The following is a 21,148-nucleotide window of genomic DNA, read 5'->3' as shown; positions in this document are numbered from 1 at the left end:
TAAAAATGGAGTGTAAAATATGAACAAACAACCATTCATTTTAGACTTTGACAAAAATAAGCATGCAGTTCTTGAACCAAATCATGATCAAGAGCCATTTCAGTTTCATCCAAGATTGCTTTACGCATTCGTGCCGGAAAAAGAAATTAATGCATTTTTAGATCACCATTTTCATCGTACTTTAGGTGAATTTGAGTCATGTTCTTTTAATCCTAAAATTTATGAAGTTCAAATTAATAACGAATTTTTCACTTTGTGTCAAGCGCCCTTGGGAGCACCGGCAGCTGTACAGTTGCTTGAATGGCTAATTGCTTATGGAGTAGAAAAGGTGTTAACCATTGGAACAGCAGGTGCCTTAGTAGATTTACCTGAAAATGCGATGCTACTTCCAACACGTGCAATTCGAGATGAAGGGACATCTTTTCACTATATGAATCCTGGACAACTTGTGGAACTAGATTCTATATTTTTGAAGGAAGTAGAAAAGATTTTAGTTGAGCTAAATATAGAATATGACGAGATAACGACTTGGACAACAGATGGTTTCTTTAGAGAAACGCCTAAAAAAGTGGCACAATTTTGTCAGTTAGGTGCGTCAACTGTAGAAATGGAATGTGCAGCTTTAGCAGCATGTGCTCAGTTTAGAAAGATTGATTTTGCACAATTTCTTTTCACTGCAGATACTTTAGCTGATATGGATAATTATGATGAACGTGATTGGGGCGGTAAATCGCATAGTGTAGGTTTAAATATAGGTGCAAAGGTTTTAACAAAGATTAAATAAAGAAAAAGGAAGAAGTTGAAAGTGACTTCTTCCTTTTATTATTAAATTGAATGATTATTGTCTTTTTTTATAAACCATTTTCTAGCAAAATCAATTAGCGGTTTTACATTTATTGCTTTGATGACACCATTGTTTAACTTAACCTTTTTGATAGCAGAGGGATGCTTTGCTTCAAACTCTGTCCCTAATTCATTAAAGTCATCATATGAATCCATATCAATATTTTGATATTCAGTCCAAATAGTTTTGCCGCTTTCATCCAGACTAGTTGCAGCAGAACATGTTTCGGTTTTTCTACCAATTGTGGATTCTGCATAGTGCAAAACTGTACACGTTTCATAATCAGTTCCTAAAAAGATAGTTTTGCCATTATTCTGGTACAAATAATCTAAAGGACTGTCAATTCCATAAGGAATATTTAAAGGTTGATTCTGTGCAATCTTTACTTTGTTTTTGCCCCAAATAGCAATTGGCAAGTAAGGATGGGTACTTCGAACAACATCTGGCAAAGTTCTGAAATACTCTGGCGTAACCCCTAAGCCTTCTGTCATTGATGTTGTAGGATTATAAGGTGGCATAGCATCCTTAACTACTTGAATCAAAGATTTTTGTACTGGTGGATATTCCCAAGTGGCTGGATCACAATTCGTGGAAACTTGTGAGGGCATCATTATTGTTCCATTAGGCACAGCTTCTTTTAAGGCTTCGACAATGGTTTCTGGACCATTAGGAACGTAATAGAATTTACTTAGTGCAGTATGAACTAATACGGTATCATCATCTTTAATACCCGCATTTCTCAATGCACTCTTAAAATCATTTTTTGTTGTGACTGTGTTAATTATCTCTTCAGACATATGTTTTTCCTTTTGTGTTAACTTAAGTTTTTTACTGGCTTGGTCTGAAGCGGGGTACTCTAGTTTTAATTTCAGCGTTATTTATTTTAGCTTTATGATTACTCATTTGTTGTTGCTCTTTTCTAATACTAATCTATCTAACAGTTTAGCACTAAATATTATGAGAGGAGATGGGCTTTCATAATGTATAAGTTGAAAAATAGATTTAAAAGCAGACTAAAAAGTCTTAATTGATCAAAAAAATAAGGGCGATATTCGATAGTCATCGTCCTTATAACTTGAAAATTATTTATTGCGCATTTTTGACAAATACTTTTGATGCTTTTCTTCAACTTTTTCATCTTTTTCAATGAAGAAGTAAGCTACTGCGGCTAATACCCCTACGACTACTCCGACCAAAATAGTTTTCCAAGTGAAATTGGTTACCATGTAGCATGAAATAATTAATGCCAAAGCTGGAATAACATAGCTGAATGGGAGTTTAAAACCGTTATTTGGAAATTCATTAGTATGCTTGAATTTGATTACTGCTAAGATAGATGGTACATATTGAATAAATGAAGCCAATACAATGCAGGATACCAAGAAGAGGTATGATTGTGTGATTAAAATCATGGTGATGATAGCGCTAAGTAAAATGGCCACCCAAGCAGCATCATGCTTGTTCTTTTTTCCAATCCATTTAGGTAACATTGCGTGCTCATTAGCAAGAGAAGCAATCAACGATGGAGTATTGAAAGATCCTGCAAAAGCAACGCCGATAACACTAATCAGCATCCCTGCAATTACTAGAACGTAGCCCCAATCACCAACGGCCTTTTGAAAAGCTACAGCAATAGGCGTACTGTAATTAACCATCTTGGATCCTAAAATCCCGATAGCTACTAACATCATTAATGCATATAAAATAGTCACAGTGATCATCACTGAGATCAATACTTTGGGAATATTTTTCTCTGGATTATTCATCTGTTTTGCAGCAATTGGAATAAAGGAGAATCCAGTAAACATGTAAAATACTACACTAAATGCAGCACCAAAATGTTTGAAGTAAGGGCCAACACCTCTAAGGTTGCTGCTTTAGGAATCACAGGTGTAAAGTTCATTTTATGAATAAAAAAGGCACCAATGATGATAAAAATCAGAATAGTAATCATTTTGGCAGCAGAGGATAAGTTATCGACTAATTTTACAATTGTCCGACCAAATAAGTTAATAATCGTAAACAGCACAATTATTCCAATAGCTATCCCGTAGTAAACAGCGTGATTACTAAAAACAGGGGACAAAGTCTTTAAAATAGTTAACAAAGCTACTATTTCTGCCGCATATGTACAGCATCATAAAAACCAAGTATATATTCCAAGTTCGTAGCCAGTAAATCGCCCAAAGGCGTGATATGAATAAAGCCAAGCTGCGCCTGATCCAGTAAAACGACTTGACAAGTCAGCATAACAAAGAGCAACCATACTTACTGTAAGAGCAGCACAAATTGTTACGAAAACACTCATCAAGTTCATATCTTTATAGATTGTTTGAGGTAGTAAAAAGGCACCGGACCCAATTACCCCATTAATTCCCAAGAAGTAAATAGACATGAACGAAAGCTTCTTGGGAGTAACTGTTTTTTTGGCATTGTTTTCACCCTCTTGATTGCTTAATATTGACAAACGCTTACAAGCTAAGATTAGTTCTGAGACTGTAAAATAGTTTGTGTAAGGATGAATGATTCCTTAAATTTATTTCTTTAAACATTAGAAAAAGGAGTTCCTTTCTCGTATGATTGGTTTGAACAAAAAAACACATACAGAAAGAAGAACTCCTTCATGAATGATTTTACCAAAGATTTTGCTCAAGCTCTATTCAATCCAGACAAAATAAATGATTTATTGCGCAAAGAGCTACAACAGGCTGTTAATAACTTGCTAGAAGCTGAGTTGACTGCCTTTCTAGGCTATGATCCCTATGCCAGAAATGGCTGGAATACTGGCAATTCTAGAAATGGTGCTTATTTCCGCAAGGTTGATACCCAGTTTGGACCAATTGAAGTGCAAGTGCCTCGAGACCGCAACGGTCAGTTTCATCAGCACACGCTGCCTGACTACAAGCAGCACTCTGATGTTTTGGAAAGCACGATTATCAAGCTATACTCCAAAGGCGTAACTACCAGAGAAATCGCTGACTTGATTGAGAAAATGTATGGCAGTCATTATAGTCCAGCTCAAGTATCAAATATTTCCAAGCAGATGCTCCCCAAGATTGAGGCTTATCACAAGCGCAAGCTAAGCGACAAGTTTTTCTGTGTCTATTTGGATGCGACATACCTTCCTTTGCGCCGAGAAACGTTTGAGCGTGAAGCAGTATATATTGCCATTGGCATTAAACCTAATGGACATAAGGAAGTCATTGACTACTGCATTGCTCCTAGTGAGAACATTGAAGTTTGGACAGAGATGCTTCAAAACATGAAGTCCAGAGGCTTGAAGCAAGTTGAGCTTTTTCTTTCTGATGGTGTTGTTGGCATGAAAACAGCCTTGGCCAGGACTTATCCTAAAGCTCATTTTCAACGCTGCCTGGTTCATGTCATGCGCAATATCTGCGCTAAAGTACGCGTCGACGATCGTGAAAAGATCATGAACGAATTCAAGCAGATACATCAACAGACAAGCAAAAAAGAAGCTGCAGCTGTCTTGCACAAATTCTATGCCAAATGGAATAAAGCTTATAGCCATGTCATCAAAGGTTTGAAGGAAATTGAGCCCGATCTGCTAGTCTTCTACAATTATCCCAAACAAATCAGAGCTTCAATTTATTCAACCAATATGATTGAATCCTTTAACAACGTCATCAAGCGTAAAGCTAAGCCTAAGGCAGAATTTCCAACTGAACAGTCGCTTGATGCATTTATTGGCATCCAGGCAATGAGCTACAATGACCGTTATTTCAATCGAATTCATAAAGGCTTTGGTCAGGTTCAGGACACCTTAGAATCCTACTTTGATTAAATAAATAATTAAAAAATCAATTTACGAGAAAGATCTATTTACACAAAAGATTTGACAGTTTCTTAGTTCTTGCCATGAAAGATTGCAAAGAATAAGTGTTATTCATCCCATAAATAAAAATAGAGAAAAGTGTATAACCTCTGCATTTTTTGTTAAAATATAAGTAAGAAGATTAAGTAATGATTAGGGGATGAGATCATGATGAACAAAAAAATTATGTATATGGCAGGAGTAGTCTTAGCCTCCTTAAGTTTAGGTGCGATGACTGCTCAGACAGTTAACGCAGCTCTAACTAATCCGATTCGTCAGGGTAAAAAGTTAAACTTGACTAGAAAAGCAACGATTTTTAACCGCAAAGGAGAAAAAGTTGGACATTTAAAAAAGGGCCGTGTTTACAAGATCCTAGGCATTAAATCAATTAATGGCAATAATTTTGTGAAGATTGGTAAGAATAAATTCGTTAAGGAAGGGGCATTTTTACCATACATTAAGGACACAGCCGAGACAATTAACCGCATTAAGCATCCATCATATGTTTATGATAAAAATGGTCAGCCAATTCCAGGTAAGTTTGTTAAACAAGGCTCTAAAGTTAAAAATCTTGGCCATAAAGAAATTGATGAACGGCCATTCATTCAAATTGGAGAAAACGAATACGTTAAAGCTAATAACGTATTGACTGTAATTATTAATTATTAGTAAAAGAAAAGCTATATCATGAAATGCATCATGGTATAGCTTTTTACTTGTGGATGAAAAAGCGATGTGGTTTTTTATAAGTAAATCCTTCTCCCATTGCCTCATTTACCTCAATTATTGAAACAAAAGCATGTGGATCTTCTTGCTTGATTAAAGCTTTGATTGATGGAATTTCCCGCGGTGCGACTACAACATAAATTACACGTTTTTCATTTTGTTGATAGCCACCTAAAGCTTTTAGATATGTGAAACCACGATTTAGTTTTAAATCAATCATCTTGCCAATTTGTTCATATTTGTCAGAGATAATTAATAAACCACGGGCTGTGTATGCACCTTGCTGAACGGTATCCATTACTCGGGATAAGACAAAAGAAGCTAATAATGTGTATAGCATATGCTTGATGTCTAAGTAAGATAGGGATGCGAAGAGTACTATTGCATCACAAGCTAAAAGCATTTTGCCAGACGAAATACCAAATTTTGAGACTGTAAAATAGTTTGTGTAAGGATGAATGATTCCTTAAATTTATTTCTTTAAACATTAGAAAAAGGAGTTCCTTTCTCGTATGATTGGTTTGAACAAAAAAACACATACAGAAAGAAGAACTCCTTCATGAATGATTTTACCAAAGATTTTGCTCAAGCTCTATTCAATCCAGACAAAATAAATGATTTATTGCGCAAAGAGCTACAACAGGCTGTTAATAACTTGCTAGAAGCTGAGTTGACTGCCTTTCTAGGCTATGATCCCTATGCCAGAAATGGCTGGAATACTGGCAATTCTAGAAATGGTGCTTATTTCCGCAAGGTTGATACCCAGTTTGGACCAATTGAAGTGCAAGTGCCTCGAGACCGCAACGGTCAGTTTCATCAGCACACGCTGCCTGACTACAAGCAGCACTCTGATGTTTTGGAAAGCACGATTATCAAGCTATACTCCAAAGGCGTAACTACCAGAGAAATCGCTGACTTGATTGAGAAAATGTATGGCAGTCATTATAGTCCAGCTCAAGTATCAAATATTTCCAAGCAGATGCTCCCCAAGATTGAGGCTTATCACAAGCGCAAGCTAAGCGACAAGTTTTTCTGTGTCTATTTGGATGCGACATACCTTCCTTTGCGCCGAGAAACGTTTGAGCGTGAAGCAGTATATATTGCCATTGGCATTAAACCTAATGGACATAAGGAAGTCATTGACTACTGCATTGCTCCTAGTGAGAACATTGAAGTTTGGACAGAGATGCTTCAAAACATGAAGTCCAGAGGCTTGAAGCAAGTTGAGCTTTTTCTTTCTGATGGTGTTGTTGGCATGAAAACAGCCTTGGCCAGGACTTATCCTAAAGCTCATTTTCAACGCTGCCTGGTTCATGTCATGCGCAATATCTGCGCTAAAGTACGCGTCGACGATCGTGAAAAGATCATGAACGAATTCAAGCAGATACATCAACAGACAAGCAAAAAAGAAGCTGCAGCTGTCTTGCACAAATTCTATGCCAAATGGAATAAAGCTTATAGCCATGTCATCAAAGGTTTGAAGGAAATTGAGCCCGATCTGCTAGTCTTCTACAATTATCCCAAACAAATCAGAGCTTCAATTTATTCAACCAATATGATTGAATCCTTTAACAACGTCATCAAGCGTAAAGCTAAGCCTAAGGCAGAATTTCCAACTGAACAGTCGCTTGATGCATTTATTGGCATCCAGGCAATGAGCTACAATGACCGTTATTTCAATCGAATTCATAAAGGCTTTGGTCAGGTTCAGGACACCTTAGAATCCTACTTTGATTAAATAAATAATTAAAAAATCAATTTACGAGAAAGATCTATTTACACAAAAGATTTGACAGTTTCCAAATTTTATCTGACAGATTCGGGCAATAATATCAGTTCCACCGGAAGTACCATTATATCTAAATACTAACCCTAATCCGATTCCAGACAATAACCCAGCAGAAATTGCTGAAAGGAAGAGGTCGTGTTCTAAATCTAATTGTTTTATAATAGGTACTGAATGCCAAAACCATAAGAAAAAGGAAAGACTGAGCGTTCCCCAGATTGTATAGGCTAAAAGACGTTTGCCCATAAAGCGATAGCCTAACAAAATTAGTGGAATATTCAATACAAGGGTCGATAGTCCCATGTTGATGCCCCAAAAATGCCGCAGAAGAAGTGAAATACCACTTAGTCCGCCGTCGGCTAGTTTATTGGGGACAGAAATCATGTCTAGACTTAAAGCGTAAATAGCACAGCCTAGCGCGATCATGAGGATATCAATTAAGATACTTTTGTCAATCTTACGCATAATGATTACCTCCTTTATGTCTTTCCTCAATTTTAACAAAGTGTATAGCAAAAGTAATAATAAAGACAATAAGAATTGAGATTTTAATATGATAAAGATAGATAATTTACCAGAAATTTTTACCGAGGCAATGCCCGTGTTACAGATATTAGAAAATGCAGGCTTTGAAGCGTACTTTGTGGGTGGTTCTGTCCGCGATGTTTTGTTACATCGTCATGTTCATGATGTAGACATTACTACTAGTGCTTATCCAGAAGAGGTAAAAGAGTTATTTGATAAGTCAATTGATACAGGAATTAAACATGGAACGGTGACTGTCCTTTATGGTGGTGAAAGTTATGAGATTACCACTTTTAGAACAGAATCGGGTTATCAAGATTTTCGTCGTCCAGATCATGTAACATTTGTTCAAAACTTAGATGAAGATTTAAAGCGTAGAGACTTTACGATTAACGCTTTGGCAATGGATACACGAGGGCAAATTGTTGACTTATTTAACGGACTAGATGATCTCAAAAACCATGTTATTCGTGCTGTAGGTGATCCAGAAAAAAGATTTCACGAGGATGCTTTGCGAATGATGCGGGCCGTACGTTTTATGAGTCAACTTGAATTTAAGTTAGAAAGCAAGACCCAACAGGCAATTAAGGATAATCATAAATTACTTAAAAAAATTTCAGTTGAACGAATTCGAGAAGAATTTGTAAAATTAGGTTTAGGACCACATGCTCGGCAAGCTTTTCAGGTTTTTCTTGATACAAATTTGAGTGAAGATGTACCTGATTTTGGCGGAAAAAAAGATCAACTAGCTATTTTCCCACAGTTAAAATTCAGTCCAACGATGGAAAATAGTTTGTGGTCACTGATAATTTTGCTATTGAAATTACCGAATGAACAAATTCATCGTTTTATGCGTGACTGGAAAAACTCTAATGCTATGACTGAGCAAGTCGAAAGAATTATTAATCTATTTGATTTACTTTCTAGTCATGCTCCTAGTGATTATGAATTATTCTTAGCAGGGGAAGAGACATTAATTAATACGATTGACGTTGCTCATATTGTTGGTCAACCAATTTCTTCAGAAGCTTTAGTTGATCGTTATATGGCTTTACCTATTAAAAAAGCGTCGGAACTAGCCGTTGATGGGAGATTTTTAATAGATCGCGGGATGCGACCAGGTGCAAAATTGGGGCAGACTTTGAATAAAATTCGAGAGTTAGTTGTTTCAGGTGAAGTTGAGAATAATCAAGAAGCGATTGAAAGCTATTTGACTACAATTGAATAGAAAGAAAAATGTAGCAGAATTCAACTGCTACATTTTTTAAACATAAAGTAAAACGGAAAAGTACATTAAGATTGAACCGAGCATAACAAATAAATGCCAGATAGTATGGATAAAGGGAACATTGCGCATACTGAACAGAATCGCGCCGATTGTGTAAGCAATGCCACCACTAACTAATAGCCAGAATCCAGTTGGACTTAAGCGAACATATAAATAAGATCCTGACAAGATAACTAACCATCCCATAGCAACATAGAGGATTGTATCAAGTATGACGTGTTTACCACGATTGAAGATGTAGTAAATGATGCCAAAGATGGTTAGGCCCCAGATCAAGCCAAATAAAGTCCAACCCCAGGCTCCACCAATTGCAACAAGTGAATATGGAGTATAAGATCCTGCAATCAAAAGAAAGATTGAAGAATGGTCAAAAATTTGAAAAATATTTTTGGCCCGTGTAAAAACTAAACTGTGATATAGTGTGGAAAATAAATAAAGCAGTACCAGGCAAGAGCCATAAATTGTGAAAGTAACAACTCGCATCGGGCTGCCTGTATGAGCTGCCTTTACAATTAAAATTACTAAGCCGGTAACTGCTAGTCCGAAACCAATCCCATGAGTTATGGCACTAAAAATATTATCTAGAAGGTAGTACCTTTCTGATCGTTGTTCTGGTTGCTGCCAAAGTTTGCTAATTTTCATGAAGTGTAATCAATCCTTTTTTCTTCTAATAGTTTTTTGATACAATACAGTATATATGTTGCTTACATTTTATCATAAATCGGGTAAACAAATTAGAATTGAAGGCGAATACGTTGTCGAAGATAAAAGTTATGACGGACTCTTCCGTCCAATTAACACCAGAAGAAGTTGAAAAATATGACATTACAGTAGTCCCATTGACGATTACCATCGACGGTAAGTCATATGTGGATGGGATTGATATCACTAGAAGTGATTTTGTCAAGAAGATGAACGAAGCGGAGAGCTTACCTAAGACTAGTCAGCCACCAATTGGCCGTTTTGTTGATGTGATTAAAAAATTAACTGCAGATGGCAGTCAAGTGATTGGTATTTTCTTAGCTAAATCATTAAGTGGTACGATAGATGCCGCTCGTCAAGCTGCAGAAATTGCAGGTCAAAGCGATAATGTTACAATTATTGACTCTGAACTAACCGACAGGGCAGAAGGCTTCCAAGTTTTGGCTGCTGCTAAGGATGCTCAGGCTGGTAAAAGCATGGCTGAGATTATTGATCATGTTAAAAAGATTCGTAGTACTCAAAAACTGGAAATGATGGTAGTTAATTTACAAAACTTAATCAAGGGTGGCCGTTTAGGTGCACTTTCTGGTCGAATTGCTACTATGCTTAATATTAGAATCGCTCTTCAGATGCCACAAGGTAAGTTAATCGTAGCCAAAAAAGGACGAGGTAAGAAATTTACACGTGCTTTTGATGAACGAGTGTTAAAAGAAATCGCAGATAATAAAGAGCATATTAAAGAAGTAGGCATTTCGTACGTTGATACACCTGAATTAATGGAAGAATTAGCTGAAAAAATTCGTGCAATCAATCCTGCAATTAATGTTTTAGTGGCAGAGACAAGTCCAATTATCGCAACACATGCTGGCAATGGCGCTTATGCGATCTTATATTATGTGGAGTAATTATGGCTTACCGAGAAAGTTTTTATCGATATTTAATGACGCAAAGGGATGCAGATTCAGCTGATGACGTAGCTCAATTTGCGAATAATGCACAGCATGACCTGACTTTTCCTAAGCAAGAACAAGATTATGAGAAATTGTCAGATTATTTGGAATTGAATGCTAGTTATTTACCAAGTATGTCAATTTTTGATCGTGCTTATCGAATGTATGAAGACAAAATGATGTATTAAGCCCAAGCCTGATAGATGCCTGGGCTTTTTTATTAAGTGGGTAGAAAAATGCAGGTAGTAATTTTTATTGGTTTTATCGTCTTTGCGGTAGCATTTGCGACGATTATTCAACAACGCTTTTTGAAGAGAATATCAGTTAATTACATTGTAATGGCGATTGGAGCGGCTATTGCACTAGTACCACAAACTAATTCATTAATTGAGGACTTTAGCTCGGAATTATTTATGGGCTTGATTGTAGCACCATTACTATTTTTTGAGGGACAACGTACTAGGTTGTATAATGTTTTACGTTCGTGGCGTGCAATATTGGGTTAACGGTTATTATGATTATCTTGGCAACTATAACTGCGGGATTCGGGATCTATTTTAGTATGGGTCTCTCTACCACTGGCTTTTATTCTGGCTGCAATTTCAATGCCAACAGATGCTACAGCAACAGAATCTGTAACACATGGATTGAAGCTGCCTAAGAAGATTGCTTTTTACCTAAAAGATGAGTCTTTGTTTAATGACGCTTCAGGTATCATTTTGCTTAATATGGCAGTTGATTGGTACTTGCATCAAGAATTACGGATTGGACAAGCAATAGGTAATTTTTTATATTCTGCAGGTGGAGGTATTTTTCTAGGAGCTTTGGTGGCTACTTTATTAGTTTTCTTGCGTCAGGAAAGTTTTCGCTCCAAATATCATTTATCTGCTGGTGTTGCAATGCCGGTTGAAGTCATATTCTTTTTGACACCGTTAATAATATATTTTTTAGCAGAAGAAATTCACGTTTCTGGAATTATTGCAGTCGTTGCAGCCGGATTGATTCATAACGTTGAATCTGAGCGAAGCAGGCTTACTAATGCCTTTATTTTTTATAACAGTAATCAATTATCGCAACTTCTGATTGATATTTTAAATGGGATTGTCTTTTTGCTTTTGGGAATCATCATTGTTCGGTCAATGAGGGAAGACATTTTTAATCAACAAACAATTGATGCGATTTTGATCGGAATAATTTTATACCTAGCTAATTTGCTTATTAGATACTTTTATTATCGATTTAGCCCTTCTATTAAAGGAAAAACGAGTAATAAAGAAGCATTGGTTTTTAGTCTGGGTGGCATTCATGGAGCAGTTACTTTTGCCTTGGCATATACGTTATATGATTTACGCATTAATGTAGCAGATTTCCATTTAATTTTGGTGAGTGAAATTACGCTTATTTTACTAAGTATGATTGTTCCAATAATTGTTTTTCACATGATCTTGGACAAAGATATACCTGATTTTGATCAGAGAAAGGAAGTTGATCGAGTTCGTGTGGCAATGATTGAGTATGCTATGGATCAAATGAAAAAGATCTATTTACCTAAAAAGATTCGAAAACAACTAGAATTCGATTTAAGAGCACAAATGAATCAAACTTCTATAGTTGATTTTGCTAGGGAAATAAAGTATACAATTAAACAAAAAGAATTGCCCGATGATCAGAAAGAATTTAGAGCTGAGGTATATAGATATGCTTTTAGACAAGAACGTGACTATTTAGGTAAAATTGCACAACAAGAGAGAATATCGTTGAGGCTTTCTGGCTTTATATAGACAGATTTTGATGTCAGAAGTGGTGTTCTTAGATGATGAAAATGATTAATTTTAGAAAGAAGAGATAATATGGCAACAATTCAATGGTATCCGGGGCATATGAACAAGGCTCGTAATCAACTGGAAGATAAGTTAGGACTGATTGATGTTTTGGTGGAAGTACTTGATGCCCGAATTCCGCAAGCTTCAAGAAATCCAATGATTGAAGAACTAGTTGGTAATAAACCACATATTATTATCTTAAATAAGGCTGATTTAGCTGATCCAGTTTTAACAAAGGCATGGGCAGCAGAATTAGCTGGAGATAATAAGTATGTTTTGGCACTTGACTCCTTGCACAATACTAATATGCAGAAGTTGGTTTCCTTAGTAAAAAAGGCGGCAGCTGCTAAAACAGAGAAGCTAGAAGCACGAGGGGCCTCAAATCCTACTATTAGAATTGCTTTGGCAGGTATTCCTAACTGTGGCAAGTCAACGGTGATTAATCGTTTAGTTGGTCGGAACGTGGCTGAAGTCGGTAACAAACCAGGTGTAACTAAGGGACAAAGATGGCTGAAAACAAATGCTAATATTCAAGTGCTCGATACACCAGGGATTTTATGGCCTAAATTTTCTGATCAGGAAGTTGGTTATAAATTAGCTGCTTTCGGTGCAATTAAGGATAGTGTTTTTCATGCAGATGATGTAGCATTATTTGTTTTGAAAAATTTACGTGAATTTTATGCTAAGGATCTGCTTAAATTTTCTAAATTACCTGAACAGCAAATTGCTGATATGGCTGATCCAGATTTGCTTTTGGCAATGACTGAAAAATATGGCATGCGTGATGATTATGATCGTTTTTCATTATTTATGTTACAAAAATTGCGTAAGGGTGCAATCGGAAGGATTACGTTAGATAGACCATGACAATTAAAGAAATAAAAGAACTGTTGAAATCTGAGGTCTCTGAAGCCCAAATTAACGAACTTGAGGCAGATCCGCGGGCCGGCGTACAAAAATTGTTAGTTAGTTATCGTAAGCGTCAAGCAAAATTACTAGCAAAAAAAGAAGAGTTTTTGCGTCGCTTTTCTTATGAAAAAAAGTTCTGGGAAAAGGGACAATTAGTAGCGGGTGTTGATGAGGTAGGACGTGGCCCTTTAGCTGGACCGGTAGTAACTGCTGCTGTGATAATTGATCAAGATTTTGATTTATTAGATGTAAACGACTCGAAGAAATTGAGCCCAGAGAAACGATTTAAGTTATATCCTAAAATTTTAGCGGAAGCAGTTAGTGTTGGTGTTGGAGTAAAAAGTGCAGAGGTAATCGATCAAATTAATATTTATGAAGCTGACCGTCAAGCGATGGCTCAAGCAGTACGAGCACTTGATGTTAAGCCGAATGCACTTTTGGTAGATGCAATGAATGTGCCAGTAAATCTACCCCAAGTTAAATTGATTAAGGGAGATGCTAAGTCGAATTCAATTGCGGCAGCTTCAATTGTGGCCAAGGTCTTTCGAGATCAATTGATGGATGATTATGATAGAATATACCCTCAATATTGCTTTCATCATAATGCAGGATACGGCACCAAGGAGCACATTGAAGCCTTGAAAAAGTATGGCCCTACGCCAATTCACCGCAAAACATTTGCTCCAGTCAGTGATTTTTTTGAATAAATTTCAATTTATAAAAAAATAATGGTCTCTTTTTGCGTAATAAATAGTGGAGGGCTTTTTTTATGAAAAAAACACCTGAATTGTCAAATTAAGTGCAACAGTTAGGCTATGAGGAAATATATTGCTTGAAGAGTTCTTCTGCTGTGTGATATTGAAGGATTCGACGATGTTTGCGGTTAATGGCATCAGTTGCCTGTTGAACATAAGCAGCTGACTTATCTTTCATGCTTTTGCCTTTAGGGAAGAATTGACGCAGAAGTCCATTGCAGTTCTCATTGGTGCCTCTTTCCCATGGAGAATATGGGTGGGCGAAGTAGATCTGGCAGCCTTTGATCTTGGTCATATCCGCAAACTCAGAGCCATTGTCAAACGTGATCGATTTAAACCAGGCAGGATGTCTGTCAATCTCATTTTGAAGCAGCCTTTGGCATGTGCTTGCCCGATAGTCAGGAATCTTGATAACTACTTCAAAGCGTGTGGTTCTTTCGGTCAAAGTCATTAAAGCAGGCTGATTCTTGCGTCTGACGCCTTTAACCAGATCTCCTTCCCAGTGCAGCGGCGTTTTTCTGTCTTCAATCTCTTTAGGACGCTGTTCAATGGAATTGCCAAGATTCTTCTTGTGCAAAGCATGACCGCTCTGGCCGTGATGACGCTTGTTCCTGCGTCTTTTGAGCTTCATAGGCAGATCAATATTGCTTATGTCCAGCAAGCCCTGATCAATATAGCGATAGACAGTTGGTGTGCTGGGACAAGGGTAGCCTGGCATAGTCCTTTTGAATTCACCAACGAATTCATCGATGCTGGTGGCATCAAATTTAGCTTTGAAGCGTCTGGAGAGCATTCTCAAAAAGACAGCATAATGCTTCAATGGATTGCGCTGATAGCAGTTTTTGCGACGCTTCTCATAATAAAGCTGTGCAGTATCAGCGTAATAGTGCTCATACAATAAATAGCTGCTGTCTCTTTGCAGGACGCTTCCGCGTTTGATTTCGCGACTGATTGTCGACTTATGGCAGCCGACTTCTTGAGCGATAACAGTACGGGAAGTTATGCCGGAATCCAGCATTGCTTGAATTTGTCCACGTTGTACGCTGGTTAATTGATGATAGTGCTTAGAAATGCTAGAATTTGAATTGGTCATGAAGATCTTCCTTTCTTGATTTTTCGTCACTTCAAGTTTAGGTCTTCATGGCCTTTTTGTTTAACACTTGGTGTTGCACTTCAATTTTAAATCCGGGTATGAAAAAAACAGAATTTCTACTAAAATTAAAATTGCAAAAAGGGATTGGTTATGTTAAATTGCTGACAATTGCTAATCAGTTAACTGATGAAACAGAAATTGAATTTGAAGAATTAGAACAAATTGAATTAACTGAGGAGCTAATGGATGCATGCTATCGCGCTTTTCAGGATGATCAGTTGGATCGAATGGTACAACAAATTGAACAGCAGTGTGACGTAATCAGTTTTTTCGATGAAGCATATCCAGAAAAACTACGTCAAATTTATCGACCACCTATGGTATTGTTTACCCGAGGAAATATTTCTTTACTGCAAAAAGAAATCATTACAATTGTTGGCTCACGCTATCCGACTAAGTATAGTCAAGATGTTATTAATCGCTTGGTACCTAATATTGTGCAATCTGGTCAGGTTGTAGCAAGTGGCTTAGCAAAAGGCGTTGATGCCTTAGCTCATAAGGCTGCACTTTTCAACCAAGGAAAAACAATTGCGGTTATTGGCAATGGTTTAAATTTTTCATATCCAATGCAAAATTTTGCTTTACAAGAAGAGATTGTGCAAAAGGGACTATTGATTAGTGAATATTTGCCTGATACACCACCGCGTCCGTATCGTTTTCCTGAACGCAACCGTATCTTGGCCGGCTTAAGTCAAAGCGTAATCGTTACTGAGGCTAAAGAAAAGTCGGGTTCACTGATTACTGCTAATTTAGCGTTACAAGAAAATCGCGATATTTATGCAGTACCTGGACCAATTACTAATGCATTGTCTGCAGGTCCCAATCAATTAATTGAAGCAGGAGCTACGCCAATTGTTGATTTTAAATTTAACAAGATAAAGATTTGACAATTCAGAAAGTATTAGTTATTTTTGGACTGTACCCATAAAATAAAATAAGAATTAAGGAGGCAGTTAATGCCTACTAAAGCGAAAAGTAAAACAACAAAAAAACGTAAAAAGACCTTAGTCATTGTGGAATCACCTGCAAAAGCTAAGACTATTGAAAAATATTTAGGAAGAAACTATCACGTTATTGCTTCCAAGGGGCATATTCGTGATTTGCCTAAGTCACAAATGGGAATCGACTTTGAAGACGACTATAAGCCTAAGTATATTTCCATTCGTGGTAAAGGCGATACCATTAAAGAATTAAAAAGCGAAGCCAAGAAGGCCAAGGATGTTTATTTAGCATCCGACCCCGATCGTGAAGGCGAAGCAATTGCTTGGCACGTAGCGCACGCATTGAATCTTGACGAAAAAGCCAAGAATAGAGTAACTTTTAACGAAGTTACCAAGGATGCAGTTAAAGAAAGCTTCAAGCATCCCCGGACAATTGATATGGATACGGTTGATGCCCAACAGGCAAGACGTGTACTTGATCGAATTGTAGGGTATTCACTTTCACCAATTCTTTGGGCCAAAGTTAAAAAAGGTTTATCTGCAGGACGTGTACAATCAGTTGCCTTAAAATTAGTGATTGATCGTGAAAAGGAGATCAAGAACTTTAAGCCAAAAGAATATTGGTCAATTGATGCGGAATTTGCTAAGGGCAAAGAAACTTTTAAATCTACCTTTTATGGTGTTGATGGCAAAAAGAAAGAATTGCCTAATATCGATTCTGTTAAGGATGTTTTGGCTAAAATCGATAAGAAAAAGGACTTTGTAGTAGATAAAGTTGTTGCTCGGCAACGTCGGCGTCAGCCAGCAGCCCCATTTACAACTTCTACAATGCAGCAAGAAGCCAATAAGCGTTTAGGTTATCGTACTCGTAGAACTATGAGTATTGCTCAGCAATTATATGAAGGGATTTCTTTAGGTAAGCAAGGAACAGTTGGTTTGATTACTTATATGAGAACTGACTCTAAGAGAACATCACCAGTTGCCCAACAAGAGGCTTCTAAGTTTTTGCATGAAAATTATGGTGCAGAATTTGCAGCTAAGAGTCAACGCCATTTTAAGAATCAAGAGGACGCACAAGATGCTCACGAGGCCATTCGCCCAACATCTGTATATCGCACACCGGAGTCATTAAAGAGTGTCCTAACTACGGAACAATATCGTTTATACAAATTGATTTGGTCACGTTTTTTGGCCAGTGAAATGCCCCCAGCTGTTTATGATACTGTTCGTGCAGATATTGTTCAAAATGGTGTGATTTTTAGAACTACTGGTTCTAAATTGAAATTTGCTGGTTTCACCAAGGTTTATGATAATCAACAAGAAAAGAATGTTGACTTACCTGATCTTGAAGAGGGTGACAAGGTCAAGATGACTAAGTCCGATAACAAACAGCACTTTACGTTACCACCAGCACGCTATACTGAAGCATCATTAGTTCACGCATTGGAAGAAAATGGCGTGGGCCGTCCTTCAACTTATGCACCTACAATAGATACAATTCAACGCCGCTATTATGTTAAACTTGATGGTCGTTCAATTGTACCAACTGAATTAGGTGAAATTGTTGATGGTTTAATTGAAAGCTTCTTCCCAGATATTACTGATGTTGATTACACCGCCCGACTTGAAAATGAATTGGATGAAGTCGAAGATGGTAAAAAGGATTGGGTTCATGTTGTTGACGAATACTATCAACCGTTTAAGAAAGAATTAAATAAGGCTGATAGTGAAATCGAAAAGGTACAAATCAAGGATGAGCCAGCTGGCTTTAATTGTGATATTTGTGGTGCACCAATGGTGATTAAGATGGGACGCTATGGCAAGTTCTATGCTTGTTCTCGTTTCCCAGATTGTCGTAATACTAAGCCAATCATTAAAGAAATCGGTGTAGTTTGTCCAAAATGTGGCAAAGGTCAGGTTGTCGAAAAGAAATCACGTAGAAATCGTAAATTCTACGGCTGTTCTCGTTATCCAGAATGCGACTTTGTCTCATGGGACAAGCCAATTGGCAGAAATTGTCCAAATGATGGCCACTTTTTAGTAGAAAAGCATTCTAAAAAAGGTCCAGTGATTCTTTGTCCTAACGGTGATTATCGTGAAGACAGTGAAAACGAAAAAAACAATTAACATAGAAAATATAGGTGAGTAAATGCCAAAAAATGTAACAGTTATTGGTGCAGGTCTTGCTGGTAGTGAAGCAACTTGGCAATTAGCTAAGCGTGGTATTCATGTTGACCTTTATGAAATGCGACCAAAAAAGGAGACTCCAGCTCATGAAACTGGTGAATTTGCGGAACTGGTTTGTACCAATTCAATGAGATCAAATCAATTATCTAATGCTGTAGGTCTTTTAAAAGAAGAAATGCGCCATTTAGATTCATTGATCATGAAAGCTGCCGACAAAACTCAAGTGCCTGCAGGTGGAGCATTAGCCGTTGATCGTGATAGTTTTAGTAAATACGTAACTGACACTTTGCGTGGGTTAGAGAATGTAACTGTTCACGAAGAAGAAGTTACTGAAATTCCGAAAGATGGGATTACAATTATTGCAACTGGTCCGTTAACTAGTGATGCTTTAGCTGGACAGATTCAAAAATTTTCTGGAACTGATAGTTTAAATTTCTTTGATGCAGCAGCTCCGATTGTGGCCGCTGACTCGATTGATATGAACATTGTTTATAAAAAGTCGCGTTATGATCGTGGTGAAGCTGCATATTTGAATTGTCCTATGACTAAAGAGCAATATGAAAAGTTTAGTCAGGAATTAATTAACGCTGAAACTGCGCAATTACATGGTTTTGAAAATAGCGATGTTTTTGAGGGGTGTATGCCAATTGAAGTAATGGCAGCGCGTGGTGCTAAAACAATGCTTTTTGGTCCACTTAAACCAGTAGGATTAGAAGATCCACATACAGGCAAAACTCCTTATGCAGTTGTACAGTTGCGCCAAGATAATGCTGCAGCTTCAATGTATAATATTGTTGGTTTCCAAACTCATTTGAAATTTGGTGAACAAAAACGAGTATTTTCAATGATCCCAGGCTTAGAAAATGCACGTTTCGTTCGTTATGGTAAAATGCATCGTAATACTTATATGGCTTCACCAGAAGTTTTGACAGCTTCTTACGAGGCAAAAGAGCAGCCTGGATTATTTTTTGCAGGCCAGATGACAGGTGTTGAAGGCTATGTAGAAAGTGCAGGTAGTGGCTTAGTAGCAGGAATTAATGCAGCACGTGAAGCTATGGGGAAAGATACTGTGGCTTTCCCAAAAGATACTGCGTTAGGCTCAATGGCTAACTACATAACTACTACGAGTGCTAAACATTTCCAACCAATGAATGCTAGTTTTGCTTTGCTACCTCCACTAGAGGGTAAGAAGATTCGCAAGAAGCGTGAGCGCCATGAGAAGGTCAGTGAACGTGGTCTTGCTAGTTTAGATGAATTTAAGACGGAAGTTTTAGATTAATGAACCAAAGGCAAAGTGAGTTAGATCAATTTTTATCATATTTACAAAATGAGCGTCATTATAGTGCGAAAACCGTTTTAGCTTATCAAACAGATTTGCATGAAGCGGAAAGGTTTTGGCATGAAAATGGTGGATTCCCAGGTTGGACTAAAGTAAGAGAACGTGATATCCAGGTTTATCTACAACATTTAGCAGAACGCAAGTTAGCCCGTAGTAGTCAGTTGCGCAAGATGTCCAGCCTGCATTCTTTTTACCGTTTTTTAACCCGCCGCAAACTAGTGGCAATCGATCCAACTCAGGGTATTACTTTACGCCGTGGTGAGAAAAAATTACCGCAATTTTTTTACCAGCCTGAATTAAAGCAGGTTTTTGATTCATTGAAAGGAAATAAGCCTTTGACGATGAGAAATTTGGCAATGTTTGAACTGTTTTATGCGACAGGAATGCGGGTAAGTGAGGTTAGTAATCTTACTTTGAATCAACTTGATTTAGACTTACAGACAATTTTGGTTCACGGTAAAGGAAATAAAGACCGCTATGTTGCTTTTGATGATAAAACAAAAAAATCTTTGATTGCTTATTTAGAAAATGCACGTCCATTATTACTTAAAAATGATGATGAACAGCATGTATTTTTAAATAATCAAGGAACTGGCATTACTAGCCGCGGAATTGAAACTGTAATGCAAAAAACTTTTAATCAGGCAGGAATTAGTGGTAAAGTACACCCACATGAGTTGCGACATAGCTTTGCTACCGCGATGCTTAATAATGGAGCAGATTTGCGAAGTGTCCAAGAGTTATTAGGACACAGTAGTCTATCAGCAACGCAAATCTATACTCATGTAACAATGGCTCATTTAAAATCAGATTATCAAAAATATTTTCCTCGTAATAAAGAAAGTTGAGGTTTAACATGACAACAATTTGTTCAGTAAGATTTAATGGAAAAACAGCAATTGCCGGTGATGGACAAGTAACCTTAGGCGAAAAAGTTATTGCCAAGGCAACAGCGCGTAAAATTCGTCGTATTTACCATGATCGTGTAGTAATTGGTTTTGCCGGTGGTGTAGCTGATGCAGTCAGCCTTCAAGATATGCTTGAGGGCAAGCTCGAAAGCTACTCAGGCGATCTTCGTCGTGCTGCCGTGGAAATGGCTCAAGCATGGCGTAAGGATCCAACTTTACAAAAATTAAATGCAATGTTGATTGCTTTTGATGACAAAGACCTACTTTTAATTTCAGGTAATGGTGAAGTACTTGAACCTGATGAAAACGTAGTTGCAATTGGTTCAGGTGGTAATTTTGCTCAAGCCGCAGCGATTGCCATGACTCGACACGCAAAAGATATGAAGGCCGATGAAATTGCACATGAAGCTGTAAAGATTGCTTCAGGAATTGATGTTTTCACTGATGATAAAATTGTCACTGATGAAATTTAGGAGTGAA

Annotated in this window: 17 protein-coding genes and 4 pseudogenes; 15 read left to right on the top strand and 6 right to left on the bottom strand. The window is 37.4% G+C overall.

Features of this window, described 5'->3' with window-relative positions:
- Positions 1 to 19: 19 nt before the first annotated feature.
- The gene (locus J6L97_RS05730) at positions 20 to 784 is read left to right on the top strand and encodes a nucleoside phosphorylase (protein ID WP_057726933.1); all 765 of its coding nucleotides are present in this window, start codon (positions 20 to 22) and stop codon (positions 782 to 784) included.
- 41 nt (positions 785 to 825) lie between these two features.
- On the opposite strand, the gene J6L97_RS05725 is transcribed toward J6L97_RS05730, so the two are convergent.
- Positions 826 to 1,641, bottom strand: coding sequence for an AAC(3) family N-acetyltransferase (locus J6L97_RS05725; protein ID WP_005720204.1), 816 nt, complete (start codon positions 1,639 to 1,641; stop codon positions 826 to 828).
- Between the two features lie 285 nt (positions 1,642 to 1,926).
- Positions 1,927 to 3,239, bottom strand: a pseudogene (locus tag J6L97_RS05720) (APC family permease).
- A gap of 228 nt (positions 3,240 to 3,467) precedes the next feature.
- Between J6L97_RS05720 and J6L97_RS05715 the strand changes: the two are divergent.
- Together J6L97_RS05715 and J6L97_RS05710 are read left to right on the top strand one after the other, a co-directional pair.
- Positions 3,468 to 4,646, top strand: coding sequence for an IS256 family transposase (locus J6L97_RS05715; RefSeq protein ID WP_005728142.1), 1,179 nt, complete (start codon positions 3,468 to 3,470; stop codon positions 4,644 to 4,646).
- A 198-nt stretch (positions 4,647 to 4,844) separates the two neighbouring features.
- The gene (locus J6L97_RS05710; protein ID WP_023488717.1) at positions 4,845 to 5,345 is read left to right on the top strand and encodes an SLAP domain-containing protein; all 501 of its coding nucleotides are present in this window, start codon (positions 4,845 to 4,847) and stop codon (positions 5,343 to 5,345) included.
- Between the two features lie 43 nt (positions 5,346 to 5,388).
- Here the strand turns inward: J6L97_RS05710 and J6L97_RS05705 are convergent.
- Positions 5,389 to 5,829 (bottom strand): annotated as a pseudogene (locus J6L97_RS05705) (YitT family protein); the annotation flags it as partial.
- 132 nt (positions 5,830 to 5,961) lie between these two features.
- On the opposite strand from J6L97_RS05705, the gene J6L97_RS05700 reads away from it, so the two are divergent.
- Complete coding sequence (locus tag J6L97_RS05700) at positions 5,962 to 7,140, top strand: IS256 family transposase (protein WP_005728142.1); 1,179 nt, start codon at positions 5,962 to 5,964, stop codon at positions 7,138 to 7,140.
- Between the two features lie 60 nt (positions 7,141 to 7,200).
- Here J6L97_RS05700 and J6L97_RS05695 read toward each other — a convergent pair.
- Positions 7,201 to 7,653: pseudogene (locus J6L97_RS05695) on the bottom strand (YitT family protein); the annotation flags it as partial.
- Positions 7,654 to 7,741: 88 nt separating this feature from the next.
- Between J6L97_RS05695 and J6L97_RS05690 the strand changes: the two are divergent.
- Positions 7,742 to 8,941 (top strand): CCA tRNA nucleotidyltransferase, encoded by a 1,200-nt coding sequence (locus J6L97_RS05690; protein ID WP_057727024.1) that lies wholly within the window; start codon positions 7,742 to 7,744, stop codon positions 8,939 to 8,941.
- A 36-nt stretch (positions 8,942 to 8,977) separates the two neighbouring features.
- On the opposite strand, the gene trhA is transcribed toward J6L97_RS05690, so the two are convergent.
- Complete coding sequence (trhA, locus tag J6L97_RS05685) at positions 8,978 to 9,643, bottom strand: PAQR family membrane homeostasis protein TrhA (RefSeq protein WP_005720215.1); 666 nt, start codon at positions 9,641 to 9,643, stop codon at positions 8,978 to 8,980.
- A 113-nt stretch (positions 9,644 to 9,756) separates the two neighbouring features.
- Here trhA and J6L97_RS05680 point away from each other — a divergent pair, with 113 nt between their 5' ends.
- The 5 genes and pseudogenes from J6L97_RS05680 to J6L97_RS05660 all read left to right on the top strand — a co-directional run bounded on the left by J6L97_RS05680 (position 9,757) and on the right by J6L97_RS05660 (position 14,092).
- Entirely contained in the window at positions 9,757 to 10,608 is an 852-nt protein-coding gene (locus tag J6L97_RS05680) for a DegV family protein (protein ID WP_005722333.1), read from the top strand.
- 2 nt (positions 10,609 to 10,610) lie between these two features.
- Positions 10,611 to 10,841 (top strand): YozE family protein, encoded by a 231-nt coding sequence (locus J6L97_RS05675; protein WP_005722332.1) that lies wholly within the window; start codon positions 10,611 to 10,613, stop codon positions 10,839 to 10,841.
- A gap of 48 nt (positions 10,842 to 10,889) precedes the next feature.
- A pseudogene (locus J6L97_RS05670) lies at positions 10,890 to 12,483 on the top strand (cation:proton antiporter).
- A 20-nt stretch (positions 12,484 to 12,503) separates the two neighbouring features.
- Positions 12,504 to 13,343 (top strand): ribosome biogenesis GTPase YlqF, encoded by an 840-nt coding sequence (gene ylqF / locus J6L97_RS05665; protein WP_057727025.1) that lies wholly within the window; start codon positions 12,504 to 12,506, stop codon positions 13,341 to 13,343.
- Complete coding sequence (locus J6L97_RS05660) at positions 13,340 to 14,092, top strand: ribonuclease HII (protein WP_054833030.1); 753 nt, start codon at positions 13,340 to 13,342, stop codon at positions 14,090 to 14,092. Before ylqF ends, J6L97_RS05660 begins: the two co-directional genes overlap by 4 nt.
- Before the next feature lie 106 nt (positions 14,093 to 14,198).
- Here J6L97_RS05660 and J6L97_RS05655 read toward each other — a convergent pair whose 3' ends face one another.
- Positions 14,199 to 15,233: an IS30 family transposase gene (locus J6L97_RS05655; protein WP_123811765.1), complete on the bottom strand. Its 1,035-nt coding sequence runs from the start codon at positions 15,231 to 15,233 to the stop codon at positions 14,199 to 14,201.
- A 98-nt stretch (positions 15,234 to 15,331) separates the two neighbouring features.
- Here J6L97_RS05655 and dprA point away from each other — a divergent pair, with 98 nt between their 5' ends.
- From dprA to hslV, 5 genes are all read left to right on the top strand, one after another.
- Positions 15,332 to 16,180 (top strand): DNA-processing protein DprA, encoded by an 849-nt coding sequence (gene dprA / locus J6L97_RS05650; RefSeq protein WP_057727020.1) that lies wholly within the window; start codon positions 15,332 to 15,334, stop codon positions 16,178 to 16,180.
- 69 nt (positions 16,181 to 16,249) lie between these two features.
- The gene (gene topA / locus J6L97_RS05645; RefSeq protein ID WP_057727019.1) at positions 16,250 to 18,361 is read left to right on the top strand and encodes a type I DNA topoisomerase; all 2,112 of its coding nucleotides are present in this window, start codon (positions 16,250 to 16,252) and stop codon (positions 18,359 to 18,361) included.
- A 22-nt stretch (positions 18,362 to 18,383) separates the two neighbouring features.
- A complete protein-coding gene (gene trmFO / locus J6L97_RS05640; protein WP_057727018.1) occupies positions 18,384 to 19,700 on the top strand; it encodes a methylenetetrahydrofolate--tRNA-(uracil(54)-C(5))-methyltransferase (FADH(2)-oxidizing) TrmFO in 1,317 nt (438 codons plus the stop codon).
- The gene (xerA, locus tag J6L97_RS05635) at positions 19,700 to 20,608 is read left to right on the top strand and encodes a site-specific tyrosine recombinase/integron integrase (RefSeq protein WP_005726225.1); all 909 of its coding nucleotides are present in this window, start codon (positions 19,700 to 19,702) and stop codon (positions 20,606 to 20,608) included. Before trmFO ends, xerA begins: the two co-directional genes overlap by 1 nt.
- An 8-nt stretch (positions 20,609 to 20,616) precedes the next feature.
- Entirely contained in the window at positions 20,617 to 21,141 is a 525-nt protein-coding gene (gene hslV / locus J6L97_RS05630) for an HslVU peptidase proteolytic subunit (protein WP_005720240.1), read from the top strand.
- Positions 21,142 to 21,148 lie beyond the last annotated feature (7 nt).

This window comes from Lactobacillus crispatus (genome assembly GCF_018987235.1).
Lineage (GTDB): Bacteria > Bacillota > Bacilli > Lactobacillales > Lactobacillaceae > Lactobacillus > Lactobacillus crispatus.
Note: the sequence above shows the minus strand (reverse complement) of the source record. Positions and strands in the feature narration are given on the sequence as shown.

What these genes read in the sequence shown, in the direction of transcription:
- J6L97_RS05730 (WP_057726933.1), top strand. Translation starts at nt 20, where the DNA reads ATGAACAAACAACCATTCATTTTAGACTTTGACAAAAATAAGCATGCA.
- xerA (WP_005726225.1), top strand. Translation starts at nt 19,700, where the DNA reads ATGAACCAAAGGCAAAGTGAGTTAGATCAATTTTTATCATATTTACAA.
- J6L97_RS05700 (WP_005728142.1), top strand. Translation starts at nt 5,962, where the DNA reads ATGAATGATTTTACCAAAGATTTTGCTCAAGCTCTATTCAATCCAGAC.
- J6L97_RS05710 (WP_023488717.1), top strand. Translation starts at nt 4,845, where the DNA reads ATGATGAACAAAAAAATTATGTATATGGCAGGAGTAGTCTTAGCCTCC.
- J6L97_RS05690 (WP_057727024.1), top strand. Translation starts at nt 7,742, where the DNA reads ATGATAAAGATAGATAATTTACCAGAAATTTTTACCGAGGCAATGCCC.
- topA (WP_057727019.1), top strand. Translation starts at nt 16,250, where the DNA reads ATGCCTACTAAAGCGAAAAGTAAAACAACAAAAAAACGTAAAAAGACC.
- J6L97_RS05660 (WP_054833030.1), top strand. Translation starts at nt 13,340, where the DNA reads ATGACAATTAAAGAAATAAAAGAACTGTTGAAATCTGAGGTCTCTGAA.
- J6L97_RS05675 (WP_005722332.1), top strand. Translation starts at nt 10,611, where the DNA reads ATGGCTTACCGAGAAAGTTTTTATCGATATTTAATGACGCAAAGGGAT.
- dprA (WP_057727020.1), top strand. Translation starts at nt 15,332, where the DNA reads ATGAAAAAAACAGAATTTCTACTAAAATTAAAATTGCAAAAAGGGATT.
- hslV (WP_005720240.1), top strand. Translation starts at nt 20,617, where the DNA reads ATGACAACAATTTGTTCAGTAAGATTTAATGGAAAAACAGCAATTGCC.
- ylqF (WP_057727025.1), top strand. Translation starts at nt 12,504, where the DNA reads ATGGCAACAATTCAATGGTATCCGGGGCATATGAACAAGGCTCGTAAT.
- J6L97_RS05655 (WP_123811765.1), bottom strand. Translation starts at nt 15,233, where the DNA reads ATGACCAATTCAAATTCTAGCATTTCTAAGCACTATCATCAATTAACC.
- J6L97_RS05725 (WP_005720204.1), bottom strand. Translation starts at nt 1,641, where the DNA reads ATGTCTGAAGAGATAATTAACACAGTCACAACAAAAAATGATTTTAAG.
- J6L97_RS05715 (WP_005728142.1), top strand. Translation starts at nt 3,468, where the DNA reads ATGAATGATTTTACCAAAGATTTTGCTCAAGCTCTATTCAATCCAGAC.
- trmFO (WP_057727018.1), top strand. Translation starts at nt 18,384, where the DNA reads ATGCCAAAAAATGTAACAGTTATTGGTGCAGGTCTTGCTGGTAGTGAA.
- trhA (WP_005720215.1), bottom strand. Translation starts at nt 9,643, where the DNA reads ATGAAAATTAGCAAACTTTGGCAGCAACCAGAACAACGATCAGAAAGG.